This window comes from Pseudomonas rhizozeae, assembly GCF_031583775.1.
In the GTDB taxonomy this organism is placed as follows: domain Bacteria; phylum Pseudomonadota; class Gammaproteobacteria; order Pseudomonadales; family Pseudomonadaceae; genus Aquipseudomonas.
This window is the reverse complement of record NZ_JAVLSB010000021.1, coordinates 86,002-109,954: the sequence shown is the minus strand read 5'-3', so window position 1 is coordinate 109,954 and position 23,953 is coordinate 86,002. Positions and strand designations below refer to the sequence as shown.

Genomic DNA, 23,953 nt, shown 5'->3' with positions numbered 1-23,953 from the left:
GGAAAAGAAAGCATGTTGAAAAAAACGCTCGCTGCACTGGCCATCGGTTCGGCCCTGCTGTCCGCCAACGTCATGGCCGCTGATTACGTTGTCGACAAAGAAGGCCAGCACGCCTTCGTTGACTTCAAGATCAGCCACCTGGGCTACAGCTTCATCACCGGTACTTTCAAGGACATCGACGGCAAGTTCAGCTTCGATGCTGCCAAACCTGAAGACAGCAAAATCGAGTTCAACGTGAACACCGCCAGCGTGTTCACCAACCACGCTGAACGCGACAAGCACATTTCCAGCGCTGATTTCCTGAACGCCGGCAAATTTGCCAAGGCCACGTTTGTGTCCACCAGCGTCAAATCCACTGGCAAAGACACGGCTGACGTCACTGGCGACCTGACCCTGCTGGGCGTCACCAAGCCAGTTGTGGTCAAGGCCACCTTCCTAGGTGAAGGCAAGGATCCATGGGGCGGCTACCGTGCCGGCTTCGAAGGCACCACGACCATCAAGCGTTCCGATTTCGGCAAGCAGAAAGACCTGGGTCCTAAGTCTGATGCAGTCGAGTTGTACATCTCGTTTGAAGGCGTCAAAGCGAAGTAACTTTCGCCGTCGACACAAAAACGCCTCTGATCTTGCGATCAGGGGCGTTTTTTATTGGCCGGTAGAAAGCCATCGGCCTAGCTGATGCCGCCTGATATTCGACCGCCATAAAAAATGCCCCGAATCTCACGATCCGGGGCATTTTTCAGTACGGCGTCAACTCAGCGATTGCGTGTCAGCAAGGCTGGCTTCTCACCACGAGGGCGGCCTGGCAACTGATCGAGCTGCTCAGGTGTCGGGAAGCGATCCGCTTTCGACTCCTTGTGGATGATCTTCGGTGCCGGGCCGCGCGGGTTTTGTACCGCGGGTTCCTGACGTGGCTGATCATCGCTGCGAGCCGGACGACGGTTGCGCGACTCTTCGCGACGGGCCTGACCGTCACGGGGAGCACCGTTGCGCGGGCCATTACGCTTGGCCGGCGGTGTGCCGGTGGTAGCGCCGTCGCTGCTGCGCGGACCGCTCTGGCGACCTTGTGGCTTGCCGCCACGCGGAGCGCCAGCGCCGGCTGCCGTGCCCTGCGCCGGAGCGCCCGGACGACGGCCGCGACCCTGGGCGGGTTTGGCTTGCGGCACGTAGTCGACACGGTTACCGAAGTTATCGATATCGTCGTCGAGGAACTCGTCAGGTGCACGGTCAGCGGCAGCGCGGGGCGCTGGACGCTGTTGTTCACGGGCCGGGGTGCCTTCACGGGGTTTCTGTTCGCGGGCCGGGCGTTCGCCGCGACCGCTGGCCGCCGGTTTGTCCTTGCCGCCCTTGTCTTTGCCTTTGTCTTTACGACCGCCGCCACCGCCGCCGCCGTTCGGACCATCGCCGCGCGGGCCACGTGGATTGCGCGGGTTACGCACATCCGGACGCTCGCGCACTTCCGGTTTCTCGGCTTCCACGGCGCTCGAATCGAAGCCCATCAGGTCGCCGTCGGCGATTTTCTGCTTGGTCATGCGTTCGATGCTTTTCAGCAGTTTTTCTTCGTCCGGGGCCACCAGCGAGATCGCTTCACCCGAGCGACCGGCACGGCCAGTACGACCGATGCGGTGCACGTAGTCTTCGTCGACGTTCGGCAGTTCGAAGTTGACCACATGCGGCAGCTGGTCGATGTCGAGGCCGCGAGCGGCGATGTCGGTGGCAACCAGGATCCGCACTTCACCGGCCTTGAAATCGGCCAGGGCTTTGGTGCGGGCGTTCTGGCTCTTGTTACCGTGGATGGCCACGGCGCTCAGGCCGTGCTTGTCCAGGTACTCGGCCAGACGGTTGGCGCCGTGCTTGGTGCGGGTGAACACCAGCACCTGTTCCCAGGCGCCGGCGGTGATCAAGTGCGCCAGCAGCGAACGCTTGTGGCTCGCGGCCAGACGGAATACGCGCTGTTCGATGCGCTCGACCGTGGTATTTGGCGGCGTGACTTCGATGCGTTCCGGGTTGTGCAGCAGCTTGCCGGCGAGGTCGGTGATGTCCTTGGAGAAGGTCGCCGAGAACAGCAGGTTCTGGCGTTTGCTTGGCAGGCGCGCCAGGACCTTCTTCACGTCATGGACAAAGCCCATGTCGAGCATGCGGTCGGCTTCGTCCAGCACGAGGATTTCCACGTGGGACAGGTCGACGCTGCCTTGGCCGGCGAGGTCGAGCAGGCGGCCAGGGCAGGCCACCAGCACGTCGACGCCGCGGGACATGGCCTGAACCTGTGGGTTCATGCCGACGCCGCCGAAGATGCAGGCGCTGACGAACTTCAGGTCACGGGCATAAACCTTGAAGCTCTCATGCACCTGGGCCGCGAGTTCGCGAGTAGGGGTCAGGACCAGGACGCGCGGTTGGCGCGGGCCGTGACGCTGGGATTTGTCCGGGTGACCGTCAGGGAACAACCGCTCCAGGATCGGAAGGGCGAAGCCGCCGGTTTTACCAGTACCTGTCTGTGCCGCAACCATCAGGTCGCGACCTTGCAACACGGCGGGAATGGCCCGCTGTTGCACCGGAGTAGGCTCGGTATAGCCCGCTGCCTCGATGGCGCGGACTAAAGCCTCGGAGAGACCGAGGGAAGCAAAGGACATGAGTAATCCTGTTTTAGTTAGGGCTTGGCCCAATGGGATAGTCTTGCCGGGCGCGAACTGCGTTTGAGAGGACGCAATCCCGTCCGGTCCTGCTGGGCTTCGAAGGCTCCACTGCGACCGCTCGCGCGGGCTGAAAAGCTGCGCTGTAGCGGGGTCGAGAGGCCTTTAACGAGTCCGAGCGTCCGGGCGTGAGCCTGGCGGGAAGGCCGGAGTATAACAGAGCAATCACTGCGCGCCGCTTTCCTGCTGCTCAACGGTTTTATTCGGCTCGCCGGCGCTCGACACCGCCTGCCCGGGCAGGCCCGGCGTCGCGCCATACCGTGCGCTTAACTCGGCGTAAGCCGGTTCGCGCTTGAAACGCTTGAGTTCGGCGCCGAAGCGCGTCACCAGCAAGTCCATGCCGGCGTTGCGGCGCACCGCCAGGTATTGGCTCTGCCGGCTGATGACGGTCGGGCTTTCGCTGATCTTGTCGCGCAGGTTCAATTCGTCGAGTAAATGCTGGCCCACCCGGCGGTCGGTGATCAGCAGATCAATACGCCCGCGCAGCAATTTGCCGAAATTGGCTTCATGGGTGGGGGCCGGCTCGCGGGTGAACAGCGTCGATTGGCTGAAGTCCTCGCTATAGAGGTAGCCCGGCGAGATGCCGATGGTCAGGCCGGTGAGGTCTTCCAGGCTGCGAATCACGTGTGGCCGTGCATTGGCATAGAACATCACGAATTCCACGTCCGACAGCGGTTCGCTGGGGTAGAGCAGAGTGCTGTCGCGCTCTTCGCTGTGGAAAATATCCAGCGCACCGTCAGCCAGGCCTTGGTCGAGCATCGCCAGGCAGCGTTTCCATGGCAGGAACTGCCATTCCACTTCGATACCCAGGCGCTTGAACACAATGGCCGTGGTTTCATAGTCCAGGCCTACGGGCTTGCCGCCTTCTTCGTAGACGTAAGGGGCCCAGGGTTCGGTGACAATGCGCAATTTCTCGCCCCAAGCGGCGAAGCTCAGGCAAGTGCAAAGAAACAGGGTCAGGCACCGCACGATAAAAGGCATGCCGCTGAGATTACGTCGAGAAACCGCAAAGAGCCAGAAACAGCCGCCGCACGCTCTATCTCAGGCGCTCGGCGAGCGGAGTCGACAGTCTTCAAAAAAAACGCAGCCGTTATCGGGCTGCGTTCGGGGTCTTGCAAAGGGTCTTCAGCCAGAGATGCAGCGCTTAACGCGGCAACTTCAGGTTGTTCCACACCGCCAGGCTTGGTTCAGCCTGATTCAAGGTGTAGAAGTGCAGGCCTGGCGCGCCACCTTGCAGCAGGCGTTCGCACATCTCGGTGATGACTTGCTCGCCGAAGCCTTGAATGCTCTGCGTGTCATCGCCGTAGGCTTCCAGTTGCTTGCGGATCCAGCGCGGGATCTCCGCACCGCAGGCATCAGAGAAGCGCGCCAGCTTGCTGTAATTGGTGATCGGCATGATGCCTGGCACGATCGGGATGTTGACGCCCAGTGCCCGCACGCGCTCGACGAAGTAGAAATAGCTGTCGGCGTTGAAGAAATACTGGGTAATTGCACTGTCGGCGCCGGCCTTGGCCTTGCGTACGAAGTTGGCGACATCGTCTTTGAAGTTGTGCGCTTGCGGATGCATCTCCGGATACGCGGCGACTTCTATGTGGAAATGATCAGCGGTTTCTTCACGGATGAATTCAACCAGATCATTGGCGTGACGCAACTCGCCACTGGCCATGCCCATGCCGGATGGCAGGTCACCGCGCAGGGCCACGATGCGCTTGATGCCTGCGGCCTTGTATTGGCTCAGCAGGCCGCGCAAGTCGTCCTTACTGTCGCCGACGCACGACAAATGCGGTGCGGCAGGTACTTTGACTTCGCTTTCCAGCTGCAACACGGTGTTGATCGTGCGGTCACGGGTCGAGCCGCCCGCGCCGTAGGTGCAGGAGAAGAAATCGGGGTTGTAGCTGGCCAACTGACGGGCAGTGGCGAGCAGTTTTTCATGTCCAGCATCGGTCTTCGTCGGGAAGAACTCGAAGCTGTAGCGACGGTCTTGGGACATGGGGATACCCTTTGAAACGCATAAGCCTTGAAGGCTTGCATAGTCCCGTGGGAGAGCGGGCTTTTTGTGCCGAGGCAGCAAGCTTCCTCGGCACAAAAAACCTGCTCCCGCACGGGGAGCAGGCAACTGGACCGATCAGTAGCGGTAAGCGTGCGGCTTGAACGGACCTTCAACGGCCACGCCGATGTAGTCGGCCTGGGTCTTGGTCAGTTGAGTCACTACGCCGCCGAAGCCGCGAACCATTTCCAGGGCCACTTCTTCGTCGAGTTTCTTCGGCAGGACTTCAACGGTCAGGCGCTCGGCTTTCTGGGCTGGCGACAGGTCGGCGTACTTCTGGCCGAACAGGAAGATTTGGGCCAGCACCTGGTTGGCGAACGAACCGTCCATGATGCGGCTTGGGTGACCGGTGGCGTTGCCCAGGTTCACCAGACGGCCTTCGGCCAGCAGGATCAAGTAGTCATCGTTCTGAGCATCGAATGCGCCAGGGCCGGTACGGTGGATCTTGTGGACCTGTGGCTTCACTTCTTCCCATGCCCAGTTCTTGCGCATGAAAGCGGTGTCGATTTCATTGTCGAAGTGACCGATGTTGCAGACCACGGCACGCTTCTTCAGGGCCTTGAGCATGTTCGAATCGCAGACATTGACGTTACCGGTGGTGGTCACGATCAGGTCGATCTTGCCCAGCAGCGCTTTGTCGATGCTCGCCTCGGAACCATCGTTGATACCGTCGATGAACGGCGAAACCAGTTCGAAACCGTCCATGCAGGCCTGCATGGCGCAGATCGGGTCGACTTCGGAGACCTTGACGATCATGCCTTCCTGGCGCAGCGACTGGGCCGAGCCCTTGCCCACGTCACCGTAGCCGATAACCAGCGCTTGCTTGCCGGACAGCAGGTGGTCGGTGCCGCGCTTGATGGCGTCGTTCAGGCTGTGACGGCAGCCGTACTTGTTGTCGTTCTTGCTCTTGGTCACCGAGTCGTTGACGTTGATGGCCGGGATTTTCAGCTCGCCCTTGGCCAGCATGTCCAGCAGGCGGTGTACGCCGGTGGTGGTTTCTTCGGTCACGCCGTGAACGCGGGTCAGCACTTGCGGGTATTTGTTGTGCAGCAGCTCAGTCAGGTCGCCGCCGTCGTCGAGGATCATGTTGGCATCCCATGGCGCGCCATCCTTCAGGATGGTTTGCTCCAGGCACCACTCGTACTCTTCTTCAGTCTCGCCTTTCCAGGCAAACACCGGGATACCGGCCGCAGCGATAGCGGCAGCGGCCTGGTCTTGAGTCGAGAAAATGTTGCAGGACGACCAGCGAACTTCGGCACCCAGGGCAACCAGGGTTTCGATCAGCACGGCGGTCTGAATGGTCATGTGGATGCAGCCGAGGATCTTCGCGCCTTTCAGCGGCTGTTCGCCGGCGTACTTGCGACGCAGACCCATCAGGGCTGGCATTTCCGATTCGGCGATGATGGTTTCGCGACGGCCCCAGGCAGCCAGGGACATGTCGGCAACTTTGTAGTCGTTAAAATCTGCAGGCGTGATAACAGCGCTCATGAAGAGCCTCCATTCGTAATGTATGCGAATGGGCGCCGTTGTGCGTTTAGTGTCCGGCCAGGGAAGGCCAGTCAACGCCCCATCCGAGCCTGACAGGTCGAACCTGCTGCAGCGCCCCTCGGACAGGTGGCGGGAAAACGGTATCAGTGGAAAGTTACCGTTCTGAAACGCGGGCGATTATAGCGGGCTATGCTGATCTTCCAAAGGGTTTCTGTCGATGAATGTCCGAACGGTAATCGAGACCATAGTCGATGGCCAATAGAGCTCTGTTCCGGGCTCTGCCATGATGCCGGCATCCATCGCCAAGACGCCCGGGAGGCAGCATGAATTTTCACACTCGCAAATGGGTAAAACCCGAAGACCTCAACCCCAATGGCACGCTGTTCGGCGGCAGCCTGTTGCGCTGGATCGACGAAGAGGCGGCCATCTACGCCATCGTCCAGTTGGGCAACCAGCGCGTGGTCACCAAGTACATTTCCGAAATCAACTTCGTCAGCGCCTCGCGCCAGGGCGACATCATCGAGCTGGGGATCACCGCCACCGAGTTCGGTCGCACCTCCATCACCCTGACCTGCGAAGTGCGCAACAAGATCACCCGTAAAAGCATTCTGACCGTCGAGAAAATGGTCTTCGTCAACCTCGGCGAAGACGGCCTGCCGGCTCCCCACGGGCGCACCGAGATCAAGTACGTCAAGGACCAGTTCCAGGAGGATGTCGCGGGCGAGTAATCGTTGGCGCAAGGATTGTTCCAGGACCAGTGAACAGTGCTGAACCGCGCGTGTCGTAGCTAAACGACACGCCACCGGTTCAGGACATTATGGACACCCCAAAAGACGGCAAGACCCCGAACCTTTCGGCCCAGGAAAAGCACGACATCGACAAAAACCAGCCGCCTCGTGCGGCGGTGCTGCACGAGATCATCCGGACCCAGGGCGATCAGGAGCTGGAGCGCAGCGTCGCCGCGTTGTGGTGGTCGGCCTTCGCCGCCGGCCTGACCATGGGCCTGTCGCTGATGGCCATGGGGCTGCTCAATTCCCGCCTGCCGGAGGGCGAGGCGTTCAAGGTCATCGCCAGTTTCGGCTACTGTGCCGGTTTCCTCGCAGTGATCCTCGCTCGTCAGCAACTGTTTACCGAAAACACTCTGACCGCGGTGTTGCCGGTGATGACCAAACCCACCGTGAAAAATTTCGGGCGTCTGTTGCGGCTCTGGTCGGTGGTGCTGTTCGGCAACCTCTGCGGCACCTTGCTGGTGGCCTACGTGATGCTCGAACTGCCGATCTTCGACAGCAAGACCGACCTGGCCTTCCTCGATATCGGCCGCAAGATCATGGAGAACGACGTCAGTCAGATGTTCGCCAAGGGCATCGTGTCCGGCTGGATGATCGCCACCATGGTCTGGATGATCCCGTCGATGGAAAGCGCCAAGATGTGGATCATCATCCTCATCACTTACCTGATGGCCCTGGGCGACTTCACCCACATCGTGGTCGGCTCGGCGGAGGTCTCGTACCTGGTGTTTGCCGGCGAGTTGTCGTGGAAGGATTTCTGGCTGGCGTTCGCCGGCCCGACCCTGGCCGGGAACATCATCGGCGGCAGTTTCATCTTCGCGCTGCTGAGCCACGCACAGATCCGCAGTGAAAGCGGGCCGCCGAAGGAAGGAGCGGACCAGCCCGAGCAGGCTGATCCGGCGAAAAACAAACGCTCAGCCGCCGACGTTGACTGACACCGGGGGGCGCCGCTGCAGGTAGATAAACAGCAGCGCCGTGAGCACGGTCACGCAACTGACCGCCGCGCCGGTCCATGGCAGGTCGGCCAGGTCGGCGCCGCTGGCCACCACCAGGCCGCCGATCCAGGCGCCGGCGGCGTTGCCCAGGTTGAAGGCGCTCTGGTTCAGGGTTGAACCGAGGTTCGGCGCTTCGTGGGCCTGGTCGATGATCAGCAGTTGCAGGATAGGGCACAGGGCAAAGGCAAAAATCCCCCATAGCACCAAGGTGATCGCCGCCGGAATCGCCGAGTGACTGGTCTGGGTAAATGCCGCCAGCACCGCCACCACCGCCAGGCCCATGCCCACCAATGACGGCAGTAAACGGCTGTCGGCCAGGCGCCCGCCGAGCATGCTGCCCGCCGTCAAGCCCACGCCGAACAGCAACAGCATGACGGTCACGCCGTGCGGGCTGACGCCGGTGACGTCCTGCAGGATCGGCGCAATGTAGGTGAACACCGAGAACAGGCTGATCGACGACAGCACACTCATGCCCAGCGCCAGCAACACATTGACCTTGCCCAGTACCTTGAATTCGCTGGCCAGGTTGGCCTTGTCCATGGCGATGTGCTTGGGCAACCACAACCATTGCGCCAGCGCCGCCACCAGGCCAATCACCGCCACCGCCCAAAAGGTCGAGCGCCAGCCGGCGTACTGGCCAAGCGCGGTGCCCAGCGGCACGCCGAGCACATTGGCCAGGGTCAAGCCGGTGAACATCATGGCAATCGCCTGGGCCCGTTTGTTCGGCGCCACCAGACCGGCCGCCACCACCGAACCAATGCCGAAGAACGCGCCGTGGCATAGCGCGGTGACAACCCGCGCCGCCATCAATGTGGCGTAGTTGGGCGCCAGCGCACACAGCACGTTGCCGAGGATGAACATCAACGTCATGCCCAGCAGCGTCGCTTTGCGCGGCATGTTGGCGGTGCCGATGGCCAGGATCGGCGCGCCGAACACCACGCCCAAGGCATAACCGGTGATCAGCAGCCCGGCATCGGGAATGCTCACCGCCAGGTCGCGGGCGACATCGGGCAACAGCCCCATGATCACGAATTCGGTGGTGCCAATGCCAAAAGCGGCAACGGCCAATGCAAGCAAAGCGAGGGGCATGCGCAAGGTCTCTGTCGGATAGTCTTGACGCTGTGATCAGGCGTACGCCTGCCGGTGGCCGTGCCCAGGAAGGGCGGCAAAGGCAGAATTTATTGGAATTAGATGTGCGCAACTGAGTGCGGCGTGGTCGCTTGCAGTATAAACAGCTGCTGAAATATGGCGAATCAATTCTATTTTGACGAACAAGGAGAGCGGCGTGCTCGCGACGGTTTTGGTGTTGATGGCGGCGTTGTTGCACGCGGCGTGGAATACGCTGATCAAGTTCAGCGCCGAGCGGCTCTTGGTCGTGGCGTGCATGGACGGCGTGGCCCTTTTGTTCGTCTTGCTGATGCTGCCGTTCGTGACCGTGCCGCCGATTGAAATCTGGCCGTGGATTCTGGCTTCGGCGGCCTTCGAACTGCTGTACCGCTATTTGCTGATCCAGGCGTATCGGGTCGGCGACCTCGGTCTGGTTTATCCACTGATGCGCGGGCTGTCGCCGTTGGTAGTCCTGGCGTTGACCTTGATCTTCGCTGGCGAAGTCCTGACCCACCAACAGATCTTCGGCATTTTGCTGATCCCGTTCGGCATGCTCTGCCTGCTGTGGCAGGGCGGCGGCGGGGCGCGTTTGCCGTGGTCGATGCTGCCGGTGGTGGTGCTGATCGGACTGTGCATCGGCAGCTACACCTTCATCGATGGCCAAGCGTTGCGGCGCTGGTCGCATCCGTTGGATTACCTGACCTGGGTAACGTTGATCAGCGCGTGGCCGTTCCCGCTGCTGGCCTGGGTCAGCAAGCGTCCGGCGTTCAAGCTGTTCTGGCGCGAACAATGGCGCCTGGGCCTGGCCGTCGGGTTCTGCGTGTTGTTCAGCTACGCTTTGGTGCTGTGGGCGATGCAACTGGGCTCGATCGCCGAAGCGGCGGCGTTGCGCGAGATCAGCGTGATCCTGGTGGTGCTGTTCGGCATGCGTTATCTGAAAGAACCTTTCGGCCGGCCACGGCTCTTAGCCTGTGGGTTGGTGCTGGTCGGCATCCTGGTGATGAAGTTCTGACCGTCCGCCGCCCGCCATGACGTTCCATCACTGGAACAAGCAAACACTCGAAGAAGGAACGGCATTATGACGGTGGCTCTGTGGTGCATCTTGATCGCGATTTTCCTGCCGTACCTGTGCACGGGCGTCGCTAAATTCAGCGGCGGACAGTTCGGCTTGAAACAGAACCACGATCCGCGGGGCTACCTGGATTCCCTCGACGGCGTGGCCAAGCGCGCCCATGCCGCGCAGTTGAACGGCTTTGAAGTCACCCCGGCTTTCGCGGCGGCGGTGATCGTCGCGCATCTTGTGGGCAATGCTGAACTGGTCACGGTCAACGTGCTCGCGGTGTTGTTCATCACCAGTCGCCTGCTGTACATCATTTGCTACCTGGCGGACTGGGCGCTGCTGCGCACGCTGATGTGGACCGTCGGGATGGGGATTATTGCGGCGTTCTTTTTTGTGTCGGTTTGATGTGTTTGGTGTCAGTTCGAGCCTCTTCGCAAGCAGGCTCGCTCTGGGATCGCTGATGATCCTTGGTGGGAGCGAGCGTGCACGCGATGGCGGCCTTAGGGATTTGTCTTGACCGGATCCGTCACCTGCGGCACTTGCGGCAACGCCAGGCCCTTTGGCCAGGCCATCCAGATTTGCCCTTGCTGTTTCATGTCGCCCGCCAGTTGCCCGGCCGCTTCGCCGGTGCCCCAGAACAGGTCGGCGCGCACTTCGCCGGTGATCGCGCCGCCGGTGTCTTGCGCGGCGACGGGCCGCACCAGAGCGCTGCCGTCCGGGCGGGTGGTCGACAGCCATAACAGGCTGCCCAACGGAATCACCTTGCGATCCACCGCCGCGCTGTAACCGGCAGTCAACGGCACGTTCAGCGAGCCGCGCGGGCCTTCATTGCTCTCAGGGTTGCGGGTGAAAAACACGTAGCTCGGGTTGCTGCCCAGCAGTTCTGGAATCCGCGTCGGATTGGCCTTCGCCCAGTCACTGATGGCGCCCATGGTCACGTCTTCTTTCTTCAACTCACCCTGATCCACCAGCCAACGACCGATGGGCCGATAGGGATGGCCGTTCTGATCGGCGTAGGCAATGCGCAACTGACGGCCGTCGGCAATCTGGATGCGCCCCGAGCCCTGGATTTGCAGGAACTGCAGATTCATCGGGTCAGTCAGCCAGGCAATCACCGGCGCCTTCACGCCCTTGGTTTCGATGGTCGCGGCATCGTCATAGGGCTTGAGCACGCGGCCTTCGAGGCGTCCGCGCAGGCGTTTGCCTTTCAATTCGGGGTAAAGGCTGTCGAGGGCGACGATGATCATGTCTTCCGGCACGCCGTACACCGGAATGTTGGCGGTTGCGGTTTGGGTCAGGCTGCCGGGGTACACCGGTTCGTAATAACCGGTGATCAAGCCGTTGGCGGTGTTGTTCGCCGAGCGCAAACCGTAGACGTCGAGATTCTGTTTCAAAAAGTCGCGCACGGCCATGGCGCTCTGGGGCACGCTGGCGGAGGCGGCGCAGGTCGCGCCCCATACCGCGTCGGCCTTGAGCCGGGTGCAGGCGCTGCGCCATGAAGCGAAGCCGGCCAGCAGGTCGTTGTCGGACACCGCCGGCAGCGAATCCCAAGTCGCGCCAACGTAGGTCGCCACGGCGTGAGGTTGCGGTTTTTCCGGGCTGCCGCCGTTGCAGCCAGCCAACAGCGCGACCATGGGTAGAGACCATGCCAGGCAATGGCGCCAGCTTTTGGAACGGGTGTTCATGGGGTATTTCCTTGGCGGGTTGCGCGGCCCTTTATGTGCCGATGCAACCCGTATTGTTAATAGGGCTATTGGTCTTTCTCGGTCAGCCGAGGATACTGGCCGCCGTTTCCCGTGACCTGAAGCCACCATGACATTCAAAAGACTTTCCGTTGTATTGCTGGCCTGCCTGGCGCTGTCCGCCTGTGGCGGGGTCGATCCGAATTCACCGCTGGGCCAACGCAAGGCGATCTTCAAGCAAATGCTCAAAACTGGTGAAGACCTCGGCGGCATGTTGCGCGGTCGTATTCCGTTCGACGGCCCGAAGTTCGCCGAGGGCGCGGTGAAGCTCGATGCCCTGTCCCATGAGCCGTGGAAGCATTTTCCGCAGGTTCGCGAAGAAGATCACAGCAGCGCCAAGGACAGTGTCTGGCAGCAACAGGCACACTTTCAGGAGCTGGCCCGCACGCTGGAAGCGGCCACCGGTGAATTGGTGGTTGCCAGTAAAGTCCAGCCGTACAAGGCCAGTAACCTGGGGCCTGCGGTGCAGAAAGTCGAAGATGCGTGCAGTGCTTGCCATAAAGAGTTTCGGGATCACTGACCGTTGCCGGATTCGTCTGCTGCTTAGTCGGGAAAGACCTTGGTTCAATTATTTGTCCAGCTCATCCAGCGCGTCCTGTAGCTCTTTGCGGGATTCGGCGAGTTTGTCTTTGCGTTTGTTGATTCGCTCGGGATCGCCCTTTTTCATGGCTTTGTCGAGATCCGCCTGACGCTTGCTGACTTCGTGCTTGGCGTCGAGCACTTTGTTTTCACGTTCCTTTTTCAGCGAAGCGTCGGTGCAGTGGTCAGTGGCTTCGCTCAGGGCCTTTTCCAGGCCAGCCTGCTGATCCGCGTTGCCGTGAACTTTAGCCAGCTCGATCTGGTTGACGATGCCCTGTCTCTTAGCGGCGCAGCCGGTCAAGCCTGGGGCTTCTTCGCCCGCCATCGAAGGGGCGGCCATCACGCTGCACAGGGTCAGCAGGGCGATCGATGCAAGACGTTTCATAAATGGCTCCATGGCAAAAGGTCAGCGAATCTAAGGGGCAATGGGCTGTTGGAGCGCATTGCTGACATCTGGTTCCGGGCTGCCAGCGGGCAATGGCGGTGAAAATCCGTCGATGCCGGCAGCGGCCAGTTGCGCACCCAAGGCCAAAACCTCGGGGGCACGAAAAAAAGCGCTCAATTGCGCCGCTCGCCCTGGCCCGATACCCGGCTCGGCTTGCCACTGTTCCACGGTACGTTGGGCCAGGATCGACCATGACGTGCCTAGGTCGGCCTCGCCGGTTGGTGGCAGACCCAAGGCTTTCAACCAGCGAGCGAACGGCCGTTGCCGGGCGTCATTGAAGCTGTTGTACAAGCGCGCACTGCTGCGTTCGCCGAAACCATCAATGGTAGCAAGCTCTGGCGGCTCCAGCGTCAACCAATCCAGGATGCCGTTCAGGCGACCTGTTGCCAGAAGTTTCTCCCAGGTGCCGGGGCCGACGTGGGGCAAGGCTAGCCCTCGCTTGCCGCTGAGCCAGGTGAGCCGCGCTAGGAACTGACTTTCACAGCCTGGCGTCGGCCGGAAACAACTCAAGCCATGGAAGTCCTCTGCGAGCGGAATCGCCAGTTCAAGGCGTTCGGGGCTGCGCACCACCACGCTGTCGAGCCGCGGAATGGTCAATCCGGCCAGGCTGATGGCGACTTGATCCCCGGGGCGAATGTCCAGTTCCTGCCAGCGTTTGAGCGAGCTGACACTGACGCGTTTGATCTGTCGGTCGTCGAGCAGTACCGGCACCAGATCCAGCACCGGAGTGATGCGGCCGGTGCGGCCGATCTTGAATCGGACTTTGCGCACTTCGGCCAAGGCTTGGGCGAAGGGGTATTTCCAGGCGATCGCCCAATGCGGTGCTTTGGCCTGCCAGCGTTCGGCGTCGGGCCGGCGTTCCTGGCGCAGCACGATGCCGTCGCTGGCGAACGGCAAGGGCGAGCGGTACCAGTGTTCGCGCCAGCGCTGGGCTTCGGTGAATCCAGAGACCTTGTGGCTGAGCGCTGCAGTCGACGGGAAACCCAATCGGTCCAGAGCGGCGAGGCGTTCAGCAAAAGCGAGCGGCCCTTGCGGCCAGTCCCAGACAAACAAACCGATGCTCTGCGCTTGCTCGGCGGTCAGCGTGTGCCGCGCCATCATCCCGGCGACCGTGGCCCGGGCGTTGACGCTGCCTGCTTGCGCTTGGCGGTGGGCGGTCAGCCGCCAATAAAGCTCGCCTTGTACGACTACGTCCTCGGCGCTGGAGAGTTGCCGGGGAATGGCGTTGATCGAGCGCGCAGCGTCCGTCCAGTCATGACCGCGAGTGCCATCGCCGCGACTGATCGCTTGAACAAACCGGCCTTCGCGGTAGATCAGCGTCACCGCCACACCGTCGACTTTCGGTTGCGCCCATACGTCGGCGCGGGTGCTGAGCCAGGTTTCGACGGCCCCGGCGTCGTTGAGTTTGTCGAGGCCGGTGTGAGGAACTGGATGAGGCACGGTTCCCTTGGCGCTGCGCAACGGATCCGGCGGGAGTTGCAGGCCAAGGCACAGGCGCCAGCGGGTCAGACGCTGGCGTGATTGATCGTACAGTTCATCGGCGATCAACGAGCGACCTTCGCGGTGGTAGGCGTCATCCCAAGTATCAATTCGCTGTTGCAGGTGGGTGATTTCGCTGAGGGCGCGCGCAGCGGGCCAATCGGGGCAATCATTAGCGCGGGTCGGCAGGCAGAAAAAGATCAGCAGCAGGCACAGGTAGCGGAGCATCGTGAGCGTCCTTGCTCGGGTAGACCTGTTGCAGCGTAGGCCAGTGATGGGGGATGAGTTGGGTGGGTGTTTTGCCGGGTGTTTCGGTTGTTCTGGAGGACCCTTTCGCGATCAGGCTCGCTCCCACAGGGATCTGCGTTTTCCCCGTCAAATGTGGGAGCGAGCCTGCTCGCGAAGGCCGCGACCCGGTCCCTAGCGAACACCCAATAAAAAGCCCCGCACTGGGCGGGGCTCTTGATGTTGCCGGGGAAATTTACAGGCCGGCAGCAGCGCGCAAGGCGTCGGCGCGGTCGGTTTTTTCCCAGGTGAACGTGGTGAAGGTATCGTCGCCCACGGTCTTGGTTTGCGGCGTGCGACCGAAGTGGCCGTAGGCTGCGGTTTCCTGGTACATCGGGTGCAGCAGGTCGAGCATTTTGGTGATCGCGTACGGACGCAGGTCAAACACTTCGCGGACCAGTTTGACGATTTTGTCGTCGCTGATTTTGCCGGTACCGAAGGTGTTCAACGAGATCGAAGTAGGCTGGGCCACACCGATGGCGTAGGACACTTGAATCTCGCAGCGCTCGGCCAGGCCGGCCGCCACGATGTTCTTGGCCACGTAACGACCGGCGTAGGCAGCCGAACGGTCAACCTTCGATGGATCCTTGCCGGAGAACGCGCCGCCGCCGTGACGGGCCATGCCGCCGTAGCTGTCGACGATGATCTTGCGACCGGTCAGGCCGCAGTCGCCCACCGGGCCACCGATGATGAACTGGCCAGTCGGGTTGATGTGGAATTGAGTGTCTTTGGTCAGCAGTTCTGCAGGCAGTACGTGCTTGACGATCAGCTCCATCACGCCTTCGCGCAGGTCGTTGTACGACACGTCAGGGTTGTGCTGGGTCGACAGGACAACGGCGTCGATACCCACCACCTTGCCGCCTTCGTAACGGCAAGTCACTTGCGACTTGGCGTCCGGGCGCAGCCAAGGCAGCAGGCCGGATTTGCGGGCTTCGGCCTGGCGCTGAACCAGTTGGTGGGAGAAGGTGATCGGGGCTGGCATCAGCACGTCGGTTTCGTTGCTGGCGTAGCCGAACATCAGGCCCTGGTCGCCGGCGCCCTGATCTTCAGGTTTGGCACGGTCGACGCCTTGGTTGATGTCTGGGGACTGCTTGCCGATGATGTTCATCACGCCACAGGTTGCGCCATCGAAGCCGACGTCGGAGCTGTTGTAGCCGATGTCCAGAATGACGTTACGCACCAGGTCTTCCAGGTCGACCCAGGCCGACGTGGTGACTTCACCCGCGATGATTGCCACACCGGTTTTCACCAGAGTTTCGCACGCGACGCGGGCGAATTTGTCTTCAGCAATGATGGCGTCCAGCACCGCATCGGAAATCTGGTCGGCGATTTTGTCTGGATGCCCTTCGGACACGGACTCGGAGGTGAAGAGGGAATATTCGCTCATCTCGATGTTTTCCTGAATTTACCGATGGTGAGTGTCGCCAGCTGGCCGCTGAAAGTGGCGGACCTGAATCTGGAAACCATTACGTAAGCCTACATAGAGGCTTTCCCCGGGAACGAGTCCCGCAGCGGTGGCCCAACGGGCCAAATCGTCCTGTTCAAACCCCAACCACAGATCACCGCAGGCCTCCCTGGCCCAACTCTGGTTGTGGCTACATAACTCTGTCACGAGCAAACTACCGCCCGGTTGCAGCAGGCTGGCCATGCGCTTGAGCGCTTCGGCCGGCGCAGCGAAATGGTGCAACACCATGTTCAGTACAACGCAATCGGCGGTCAGGCTTACGCCGTCCAATGCATCGGCCAATTGCAGGCTGACATTCGTCAACGCTTCCTTTTCACACAGCAGGCGTGCCAGTTCGAGCATCGCCGGGCTGTTGTCCAGTGCCGTCACCTGATGGAAGCGGCGCGCCAGGTCCGGCAGGAATGCACCGTCCCCGGGGCCGACTTCGATCACCGTGGCGTCACCGTTGAAACTCAACTTGTCGAGCATCGCCAGCACGCTGTCGCGGTATTGCGGCAGGCCGGCGATCAAGTCCTGCTGGGCGCGGAATTTATCCGCCACCCGGGCGAAAAAGTCCTGGCTGGCCGCTGCCCGTTGCCCGTGCACCTGGGCGATGCGCGACTGTACGTCGAGCGGCAGCGCCAGGTTGTCGACTTCTTCGAGCAGCGCGGCGTGCAGTACGCCGCCGAGCAGTTCGGTATGGGGCAGGGCGCGACGGTAGAAAATCGCATTGCCTTCTCGCCGGGTCGCCACCAGGTCGGCCTGGGCCAGGACCTTGAGGTGATGACTCATGCCGGACTGGCCGATGCCGAAGATGTGCGCCAGCTCCAGCACGCCGAACGAATCGTTGGCCAGCGCGCGCAATACATTCAGGCGCAACGGGTCGCCGCCGGCCTTGCACAGGGCCGCCAGCTCGTCGCAATCGTCATGGCGAATGGAAGGCACGCGTAAATTCATAAGGCCAGCAGTCTAGTGACGCGTCGAAATCCCTGCAAGGCCAATATCAAAAAGTTTTGATATTGCTCGATAGATGGCACTTCTCAGGGTTAGCTTTAGTCAACAAACCAACAGCGGAAAGGATTCATCAGTCGTTTACGCTGTTATCCATTGGAAAAACGCCGTCAGATGACTATCTGTCATTGCCGCGAGCAGGCCTGTGAGGGAAAATGCTCGCCTTTTTTCCGTATTGATTATTCAAACCCCAGGAGATCAGCGATGCCCAGCCGTCGTGAGCGTGCCAACGCCATTCGTGCCCTCAGCATGGATGCCGTGCAAAAAGCCAACAGCGGCCATCCCGGTGCCCCTATGGGTATGGCGGATATCGCCGAAGTACTTTGGCGTGACTACCTGAAGCACAACCCGAGCAATCCATCCTTCGCCGACCGTGACCGCTTTGTGCTGTCCAACGGGCACGGCTCGATGTTGATTTACTCGCTGCTGCACCTGACCGGCTACGACCTGTCGATCGATGACCTGAAAAACTTCCGCCAATTGCACAGCCGCACCCCGGGCCACCCGGAATACGGCTACACCCCTGGCGTCGAAACCACCACCGGCCCATTGGGCCAAGGCCTGGCCAACGCCGTAGGCTTCGCCCTGGCGGAAAAAGTCCTGGCAGCGCAGTTCAACCGTCCTGGCCACAACGTAGTCGATCACCACACCTACGTGTTCCTGGGTGATGGCTGCATGATGGAAGGCATTTCCCACGAAGTCAGCTCGCTGGCGGGTACTTTGGGCCTGGGCAAACTGATTGCCTTCTACGATGACAACGGCATCTCCATCGATGGCGAAGTCGAGGGCTGGTTCACCGATGACACGCCGAAGCGTTTCGAAGCCTACAACTGGCAAGTGATCCGCAACGTCGACGGTCACGACCCAGAAGAAATCAAGACCGCCATCGAAACCGCGCGCAAAAGCGAGCAGCCGACCCTGATCTGCTGCAAGACCACCATCGGTTTCGGTTCGCCGAACAAGCAAGGCAAGGAAGATTGCCACGGCGCCCCATTGGGTGACGCGGAAATCGCCCTGACCCGCGAAGCCTTGAAATGGACGCACGGTCCGTTCGAAATCCCGGCCGACATCTATGCCGAGTGGGATGCCAAGGAAGCTGGCCTGGCGGCCGAAGCCGAGTGGGACCAGCGCTTTGCCGCTTACTCCGCCGAATTCCCGGAACTGGCCAATGAATTGGTGCGTCGCCTCAGCGGTGAGCTGCCGGCCGACTTCGCCGAAAAAGCCTCGGCCTACATCGCGGAAGTCGCGGCCAAAGGCGAAACCATCGCCAGCCGTAAGGCCAGCCAGAACGCACTGAACGCTTTTGGCCCGTTGCTGCCGGAACTGCTGGGCGGCTCCGCTGACCTGGCCGGCTCTAACCTGACCCTGTGGAAAGGCTGCAAAGGCGTGACCGCCGAAGACGCCAGCGGCAACTACATGTACTACGGCGTTCGCGAGTTCGGCATGAGCGCAATCATGAACGGCGTTGCCCTGCACGGCGGCCTGGTGCCTTACGGCGCGACCTTCCTGATGTTCATGGAATACGCCCGCAACGCCGTGCGCATGTCGTCGCTGATGAAGAAACGCATCATCTATGTGTTCACCCATGACTCCATCGGTCTGGGCGAAGACGGCCCGACGCACCAGCCGGTCGAGCAATTGGCCAGCCTGCGTTGCACGCCGAACCTCGACACCTGGCGTCCGGCGGATGCCGTGGAATCGGCAGTGGCGTGGAAATACGCCCTGGAGCGTAACGACGGTCCTTCGGCGCTGATCTTCTCGCGGCAGAACCTGCAGCACCAAACCCGTGACGCCGAGCAACTGGACGCCATCACCCGTGGCGGCTACGTGCTCAAGGACTGCATCGGTGAGCCGGAACTGATCCTGATCTCCACCGGTTCGGAAGTGGGCCTGGCGGTACAGGCTTACGACAAGCTGACCGCGCAGGGCCGCAACGTGCGCGTGGTGTCGATGCCATGCACCAGCGTGTTCGATGCCCAGGACGCCGGCTACAAGCAATCGGTATTGCCGTTGCAAGTCAGCGCGCGAATCGCCATCGAAGCCGCTCACGCCGACTACTGGTACAAATACGTGGGCCTGGAAGGCCGCGTCATCGGCATGACCACCTATGGCGAGTCCGCACCGGCGTCGGCCTTGTTCGAAGAGTTCGGTTTCACCCTGGAAAACATCCTGGGTCAGGCTGAAGAGTTGCTGGAAGACTAAGGCAATACGGTGATCTGACGGTCACCGCTATTCCCTGTGGGAGCTGGCTCGCCAGCGATGGCGTCCGTTCAGTCAGCCTGTGTGCTGAAGTGGATGGCCCTATCGCTGGCAAGCCAGCTCCCACAAGGGATGTGTTGCAACAAGCATTGCGTCTGCCCGCGTACTATCGAGAACCCCATGCCCCAACCGCGTCCCTACAAAGTTGCACTCAACGGCTACGGCCGGATTGGTCGTTGCGTCTTGCGTGCTTTGTTTGAACGAGGCGCGGCGGCCGGGTTTGAAATTGTGGCGATCAACGACCTGGCCGATATGGCCAGCATCGAATACCTGACACGCTTCGACTCCACCCACGGACGTTTTCCCGGTGAAGTGCGGGTTGAAGGCGACTGTCTGCATATTAATGGCGACTGCGTGAAGGTCCTGCGCAGCGCTACCCCCGAAGGCATCGATTGGGCGTCCCTGGACGTCGACTTGGTGCTGGAGTGCTCCGGCGCTTACCACACCCGTGAAGACGGCCAGCGTTTTCTCAATGCCGGTGCGCCGCGCGTTTTGTTCTCGCAGCCGATGGCCAGCGAGGCGGATGTCGACGCCACCATCGTTTACGGTGTGAACCAGGATTGCCTGACCGGTGATGAACTGCTGGTATCCAACGCTTCTTGCACCACCAACTGCGGCGTGCCGCTGTTGCGCCTGCTGGATCAGGCCATTGGTCTGGAATACGTGTCGATCACCACCATTCACTCAGCGATGAACGACCAACCGGTGATCGACGCCTACCATCACGAAGACCTGCGCCGCACCCGTTCGGCGTTTCAGTCGGTGATCCCGGTGTCCACCGGTCTGGCGCGGGGCATCGAACGTCTGCTGCCGGAACTTGCCGGGCGCATTCAGGCCAAAGCCGTGCGGGTGCCGACGGTTAACGTGTCCTGCCTCGACATCACGATGCAGACCGTGAGCGATACCGACGCGACCGAGGTCAACCGGATTCTGCGCGACGCCGCCACCAGCGGCCCGCTCAAAGGCCTGTTGGCTTACACCGAGTTGCCGCACGCTAGCTGTGATTTCAATCATGACCCTCATTCGGCGATCGTCGATGCCAGCCAGACCCGCGTTTCCGGCCCACGGCTGGTGAACATCCTGGCCTGGTTCGACAACGAATGGGGCTTTGCCAACCGAATGCTGGACGTGGCCGAGCACTACCTGCAAGCCGCTGCTCCGCTCTCTGTGCCTAACAATCAGTAAACAGGAATTGCGACCCATGACCGTGTTGAAGATGACCGACCTCGATCTGCAAGGTAAGCGCGTATTGATCCGTGAAGACCTCAACGTCCCTGTGAAGGACGGTGTGGTCACCAGCGACGCGCGCATCCTGGCCTCGCTGCCGACCATCAAGCTGGCCCTGGAAAAAGGCGCGGCCGTGATGGTGTGCTCGCACCTTGGTCGCCCGACCGAAGGCGAATTTTCCGCCGAAAACAGCCTCAAGCCTGTCGCTGATTATCTGAGCAAGGCCTTGGGCCGCAACGTGCCGCTGGTGGCCGACTACCTGGGCGGCGTCGACGTCAAGGCCGGCGACATCGTGTTGTTCGAAAACGTACGCTTCAACAAAGGCGAGAAAAAGAACGCTGATGACCTCGCCAAGCAATACGCGGCGCTGTGCGATGTGTTCGTGATGGACGCGTTCGGCACCGCTCACCGTGCCGAGGGCTCGACCCACGGCGTGGCCAAGTTCGCCAAAGTCGCCGCCGCCGGCCCGTTGCTCGCCGCTGAACTCGATGCATTGGGTAAAGCGCTGGGCTCGCCCGCCCAACCGATGGCGGCGATCGTTGCTGGCTCGAAAGTGTCGACTAAACTCGACGTGCTCAACAGCCTCAGCCAGATCTGCAACCAGTTGATCGTCGGCGGCGGCATTGCCAACACCTTCCTCGCCGCCGCCGGTCACCCGGTCGGCAAATCGTTGTACGAGCCGGACCTGCTGGACACCGCCCGCGCCATCGCGGCCAAAGTCAGCGTGCCGTTACCAGTGGACGTGGTGGTTGCGAAAGAATTCGCCGAAACCGCCGAAGCGACCGTCAAACTGATCGCCGACGTGGCTGCCGATGACATGATTCTGGATATTGGCCCGCAAACCGCGGCCAACTTCGCCGAACTGCTGAAATCATCGAAAACCATTCTGTGGAACGGCCCAGTCGGCGTGTTTGAATTCGACCAGTTCGGCAACGGCACCAAAGTATTGGCCCAGGCGATTGCCGACAGCTCGGCATTTTCGATTGCCGGCGGCGGCGACACACTGGCGGCCATCGATAAATATGGCGTGGCCGAGCAAATTTCCTACATTTCCACCGGCGGCGGTGCGTTCCTCGAGTTCGTCGAGGGCAAGGTGCTGCCTGCGGTCGAAGTCCTGGAAAGTCGGGCCAAGGCCTAACCTGCATTGACCCGGCAAAGGAGTGTTCAGATGGTCAAGAAGCTACCGCTGCTGATCGTCGCGGGTGTGCTGGCGGCTTGCGGGAGTAACCCGAAAGCCAAGCCGGAACCCGCGCCGCCCGCAGCGCCGGACAAGGGTTGCTACCAGGCCGATTGGCAGGCGGAAACCAACCCGGTGCTGAACAAGCGCTCGGGCCCCGATGGCCTGGACAAATACGAGACGCAAGGGCCGACCAAGGAACATGGCTGCCCTTGACGGGTCTGACTCAATAACTCAGGGCTGGCGGCGTGTGCCGGCAGCCGAGGATGCTCGATGAAAGGCTTTATCGCCGTGGCTGCGCTGGCTCTGCTGGCCGGTTGCGCCAACATGGATTTGTTCAAGTCATCGGCCCCGGCGGATCAATGGACCACTTGGACCTGCGACAGCCAGGCCAAAGTGCTGTGGCGCTACGCGGACGACAGCCGCCAGCAGGTCGATGTGCGCCTCGGCGGCAGCGACCAGGTCTACCGCCTGAAGCTTGAGCCGGGTGCCGAAGGTTCGTTGTACAGCGACAACATGCTGGCGTTCCATGTCAAAGGCGAGGAAGGCCTGGTGTATTGGGTCGCCACCAATGACTTGATTGGGCGTGGGTGCAAGGCGCAGTAATTGCAATACTGCAGTTGAGCTTTTGTGGTGAGTGGCAAGCCCCCTCGCCACAGGGTTTCAGCGACACAGGTTTTTGCAGCACCGAATACCGCAGACCGGGCCCGACCCCGATCCGCAATCACTTGAATAGCCGCCGCCGCTCCGGCAGGCTGGCACGATTAACGACCCTCAACCGGGAGAGACACACACAATGGCACTTATCAGCATGCGCCAGATGTTGGACCACGCAGCCGAGTTCGGCTACGGCGTTCCAGCCTTCAACGTCAACAACCTTGAGCAGATGCGCGCCATCATGGAAGCCGCTGACAAGACTGACTCCCCGGTGATCGTCCAGGCTTCGGCCGGTGCTCGCAAATACGCTGGCGCACCGTTCCTGCGTCACCTCATCCTGGCCGCGATCGAAGAGTTCCCGCATATCCCGGTGTGCATGCACCAGGATCACGGCACCAGCCCTGACGTGTGCCAGCGCTCGATCCAGCTGGGCTTCAGCTCGGTCATGATGGACGGCTCCCTCGGCGAAGACGGCAAGACCCCGACCGATTACGATTACAACGTGCGTGTCACCCAGCAAACCGTGGCCATGGCGCATGCTTGCGGCGTTTCGGTAGAAGGCGAACTGGGCTGCCTGGGTTCCCTGGAAACCGGTATGGCCGGTGAAGAAGATGGCATCGGCGCCGAAGGCGTTCTGGACCACAGCCAAATGCTGACCGACCCGGAAGAGGCCGCTGACTTCGTCAAGCGCACCCAGGTCGACGCCCTGGCCATCGCCATCGGCACCAGCCACGGCGCCTACAAATTCACCAAGCCACCGACTGGCGACGTGCTGGCCATCGACCGCATCAAGGAAATCCACAAGCGCATCCCTAACACCCACCTGGTGATGCACGGTTCGTCTTCGGTTCCGCAAGAGTGGCTGGCGATCATCAACCAGTACGGCGGCGACATCAAAGAAACCTACGGCGTGCCGGTTGAAGAAATCGTCGAAGGCATCAAGCACGGCGTGCGCAAGGTCAACATCGACACCGACCTGCGCCTGGCGTCCACCGGTGCGATGCGTCGCCTGATGGCCACCAACCCGAGCGAATTCGACCCGCGTAAATTCTTCGGCGCCACTGTCACCGCCATGCGTGATGTCTGCATCGCCCGCTATGAAGCTTTCGGCACCGCCGGTAATGCTTCGAAGATCAAACCGATCTCGCTGGAAGCGATGTATCAGCGTTACTTGAAAGGTGAGTTGAACGCCAAGGTCAACTAAGCCTGGGCGTGACACTGCACTGATAAAAAACCCGCCGAGAGGCGGGTTTTTTATTGGGGTAATAAAAAGGGAGTTAAATATATCTTTCCCTTTTTAACTGATAGTTGGGCGATACGATGCGTACTGTTTTAGGCATATTGCCACCTACTTCCATGTATGTTTGTTAAGCGTAGCGGAGTGTTTAAAAAATCGTGCCTGATGGGAGCGTTGCGAGATTGTATGTAATAACCTACTGATCTGTTATCGCGAAATTGTATTGTGAACTGTTATTT

21 protein-coding genes, 1 pseudogene and 1 riboswitch are annotated in these 23,953 nt (G+C 61.0%); of the genes and pseudogenes, 12 read left to right on the top strand and 10 right to left on the bottom strand.

Annotated elements, in window-relative coordinates:
• Positions 1-12 precede the first annotated feature (12 nt).
• Positions 13-591 carry a YceI family protein gene (locus RG836_RS04760; RefSeq protein WP_310843615.1) on the top strand — a complete coding sequence of 193 codons (579 nt, stop codon included), beginning with the start codon at positions 13-15 and terminating at the stop codon, positions 589-591.
• Positions 592-752: 161 nt separating this feature from the next.
• On the opposite strand, the gene RG836_RS04755 is transcribed toward RG836_RS04760, so the two are convergent.
• From RG836_RS04755 to ahcY, 4 genes are all read right to left on the bottom strand, one after another.
• Positions 753-2,627, bottom strand: coding sequence for a DEAD/DEAH box helicase (locus RG836_RS04755; protein WP_310843614.1), 1,875 nt, complete (start codon positions 2,625-2,627; stop codon positions 753-755).
• 225 nt (positions 2,628-2,852) lie between these two features.
• Positions 2,853-3,668 (bottom strand): substrate-binding periplasmic protein, encoded by an 816-nt coding sequence (locus RG836_RS04750; protein WP_310843612.1) that lies wholly within the window; start codon positions 3,666-3,668, stop codon positions 2,853-2,855.
• Positions 3,669-3,831: 163 nt separating this feature from the next.
• On the bottom strand, positions 3,832-4,677 hold the full coding sequence (gene metF, locus RG836_RS04745; protein WP_310843611.1) for a methylenetetrahydrofolate reductase [NAD(P)H]: 846 nt from the start codon (positions 4,675-4,677) through the stop codon (positions 3,832-3,834).
• A 135-nt stretch (positions 4,678-4,812) separates the two neighbouring features.
• Entirely contained in the window at positions 4,813-6,222 is a 1,410-nt protein-coding gene (ahcY, locus tag RG836_RS04740; RefSeq protein ID WP_310843609.1) for an adenosylhomocysteinase, read from the bottom strand.
• A gap of 23 nt (positions 6,223-6,245) precedes the next feature.
• Positions 6,246-6,348, bottom strand: a riboswitch (S-adenosyl-L-homocysteine riboswitch).
• A 197-nt stretch (positions 6,349-6,545) separates the two neighbouring features.
• Between ahcY and RG836_RS04735 the strand changes: the two genes are divergently transcribed.
• Positions 6,546-6,950, top strand: a complete 405-nt coding sequence (locus RG836_RS04735; RefSeq protein ID WP_310843608.1) for an acyl-CoA thioesterase — start codon at positions 6,546-6,548, stop codon at positions 6,948-6,950.
• Between the two features lie 89 nt (positions 6,951-7,039).
• On the top strand, positions 7,040-7,945 hold the full coding sequence (locus tag RG836_RS04730) for a formate/nitrite transporter family protein (RefSeq protein WP_310843607.1): 906 nt from the start codon (positions 7,040-7,042) through the stop codon (positions 7,943-7,945).
• Here the strand turns inward: RG836_RS04730 and RG836_RS04725 are convergent.
• Positions 7,925-9,094, bottom strand: coding sequence for an MFS transporter (locus tag RG836_RS04725; protein WP_310843606.1), 1,170 nt, complete (start codon positions 9,092-9,094; stop codon positions 7,925-7,927). The genes RG836_RS04730 and RG836_RS04725 overlap by 21 nt on opposite strands.
• A 196-nt stretch (positions 9,095-9,290) precedes the next feature.
• On the opposite strand from RG836_RS04725, the gene RG836_RS04720 reads away from it, so the two are divergent.
• Together RG836_RS04720 and RG836_RS04715 are read left to right on the top strand one after the other, a co-directional pair.
• Entirely contained in the window at positions 9,291-10,124 is an 834-nt protein-coding gene (locus RG836_RS04720) for an EamA family transporter (protein WP_310843605.1), read from the top strand.
• 66 nt (positions 10,125-10,190) lie between these two features.
• Complete coding sequence (locus RG836_RS04715) at positions 10,191-10,577, top strand: MAPEG family protein (RefSeq protein ID WP_310843604.1); 387 nt, start codon at positions 10,191-10,193, stop codon at positions 10,575-10,577.
• 95 nt (positions 10,578-10,672) lie between these two features.
• Here RG836_RS04715 and mltA read toward each other — a convergent pair whose 3' ends face one another.
• Positions 10,673-11,857, bottom strand: coding sequence for a murein transglycosylase A (gene mltA / locus RG836_RS04710; RefSeq protein ID WP_310843602.1), 1,185 nt, complete (start codon positions 11,855-11,857; stop codon positions 10,673-10,675).
• 127 nt (positions 11,858-11,984) lie between these two features.
• On the opposite strand from mltA, the gene RG836_RS04705 reads away from it, so the two are divergent.
• Complete coding sequence (locus RG836_RS04705; RefSeq protein ID WP_310843600.1) at positions 11,985-12,434, top strand: c-type cytochrome; 450 nt, start codon at positions 11,985-11,987, stop codon at positions 12,432-12,434.
• Positions 12,435-12,482: 48 nt separating this feature from the next.
• Here the strand turns inward: RG836_RS04705 and RG836_RS04700 are convergent, their stop codons facing one another.
• The 4 genes and pseudogenes from RG836_RS04700 to RG836_RS04685 all read right to left on the bottom strand — a co-directional run bounded on the left by RG836_RS04700 (position 12,483) and on the right by RG836_RS04685 (position 17,103).
• Positions 12,483-12,878 carry a DUF1090 domain-containing protein gene (locus tag RG836_RS04700; RefSeq protein ID WP_310843599.1) on the bottom strand — a complete coding sequence of 132 codons (396 nt, stop codon included), beginning with the start codon at positions 12,876-12,878 and terminating at the stop codon, positions 12,483-12,485.
• Between the two features lie 102 nt (positions 12,879-12,980).
• A pseudogene (ligB, locus tag RG836_RS04695) lies at positions 12,981-14,645 on the bottom strand (NAD-dependent DNA ligase LigB); the annotation flags it as partial.
• 253 nt (positions 14,646-14,898) lie between these two features.
• Positions 14,899-16,089 carry a methionine adenosyltransferase gene (gene metK / locus RG836_RS04690; RefSeq protein ID WP_310843597.1) on the bottom strand — a complete coding sequence of 397 codons (1,191 nt, stop codon included), beginning with the start codon at positions 16,087-16,089 and terminating at the stop codon, positions 14,899-14,901.
• An 18-nt stretch (positions 16,090-16,107) separates the two neighbouring features.
• Positions 16,108-17,103: an ArsR/SmtB family transcription factor gene (locus RG836_RS04685; protein ID WP_310843596.1), complete on the bottom strand. Its 996-nt coding sequence runs from the start codon at positions 17,101-17,103 to the stop codon at positions 16,108-16,110.
• Between the two features lie 258 nt (positions 17,104-17,361).
• Between RG836_RS04685 and tkt the strand changes: the two genes are divergently transcribed.
• The 6 genes from tkt to fba all read left to right on the top strand — a co-directional run bounded on the left by tkt (position 17,362) and on the right by fba (position 23,681).
• Positions 17,362-19,359, top strand: coding sequence for a transketolase (tkt, locus tag RG836_RS04680; RefSeq protein ID WP_310843595.1), 1,998 nt, complete (start codon positions 17,362-17,364; stop codon positions 19,357-19,359).
• 177 nt (positions 19,360-19,536) lie between these two features.
• Complete coding sequence (gene epd, locus RG836_RS04675; RefSeq protein WP_310843594.1) at positions 19,537-20,601, top strand: erythrose-4-phosphate dehydrogenase; 1,065 nt, start codon at positions 19,537-19,539, stop codon at positions 20,599-20,601.
• Between the two features lie 16 nt (positions 20,602-20,617).
• The gene (locus RG836_RS04670; RefSeq protein ID WP_310843593.1) at positions 20,618-21,781 is read left to right on the top strand and encodes a phosphoglycerate kinase; all 1,164 of its coding nucleotides are present in this window, start codon (positions 20,618-20,620) and stop codon (positions 21,779-21,781) included.
• 30 nt (positions 21,782-21,811) lie between these two features.
• Positions 21,812-22,036 carry a hypothetical protein gene (locus tag RG836_RS04665; RefSeq protein WP_310843591.1) on the top strand — a complete coding sequence of 75 codons (225 nt, stop codon included), beginning with the start codon at positions 21,812-21,814 and terminating at the stop codon, positions 22,034-22,036.
• A gap of 57 nt (positions 22,037-22,093) precedes the next feature.
• Positions 22,094-22,426 carry an MliC family protein gene (locus RG836_RS04660; RefSeq protein ID WP_310843590.1) on the top strand — a complete coding sequence of 111 codons (333 nt, stop codon included), beginning with the start codon at positions 22,094-22,096 and terminating at the stop codon, positions 22,424-22,426.
• Between the two features lie 190 nt (positions 22,427-22,616).
• Positions 22,617-23,681 (top strand): class II fructose-bisphosphate aldolase, encoded by a 1,065-nt coding sequence (fba, locus tag RG836_RS04655; protein ID WP_008081027.1) that lies wholly within the window; start codon positions 22,617-22,619, stop codon positions 23,679-23,681.
• Positions 23,682-23,953: the final 272 nt, after the last annotated feature.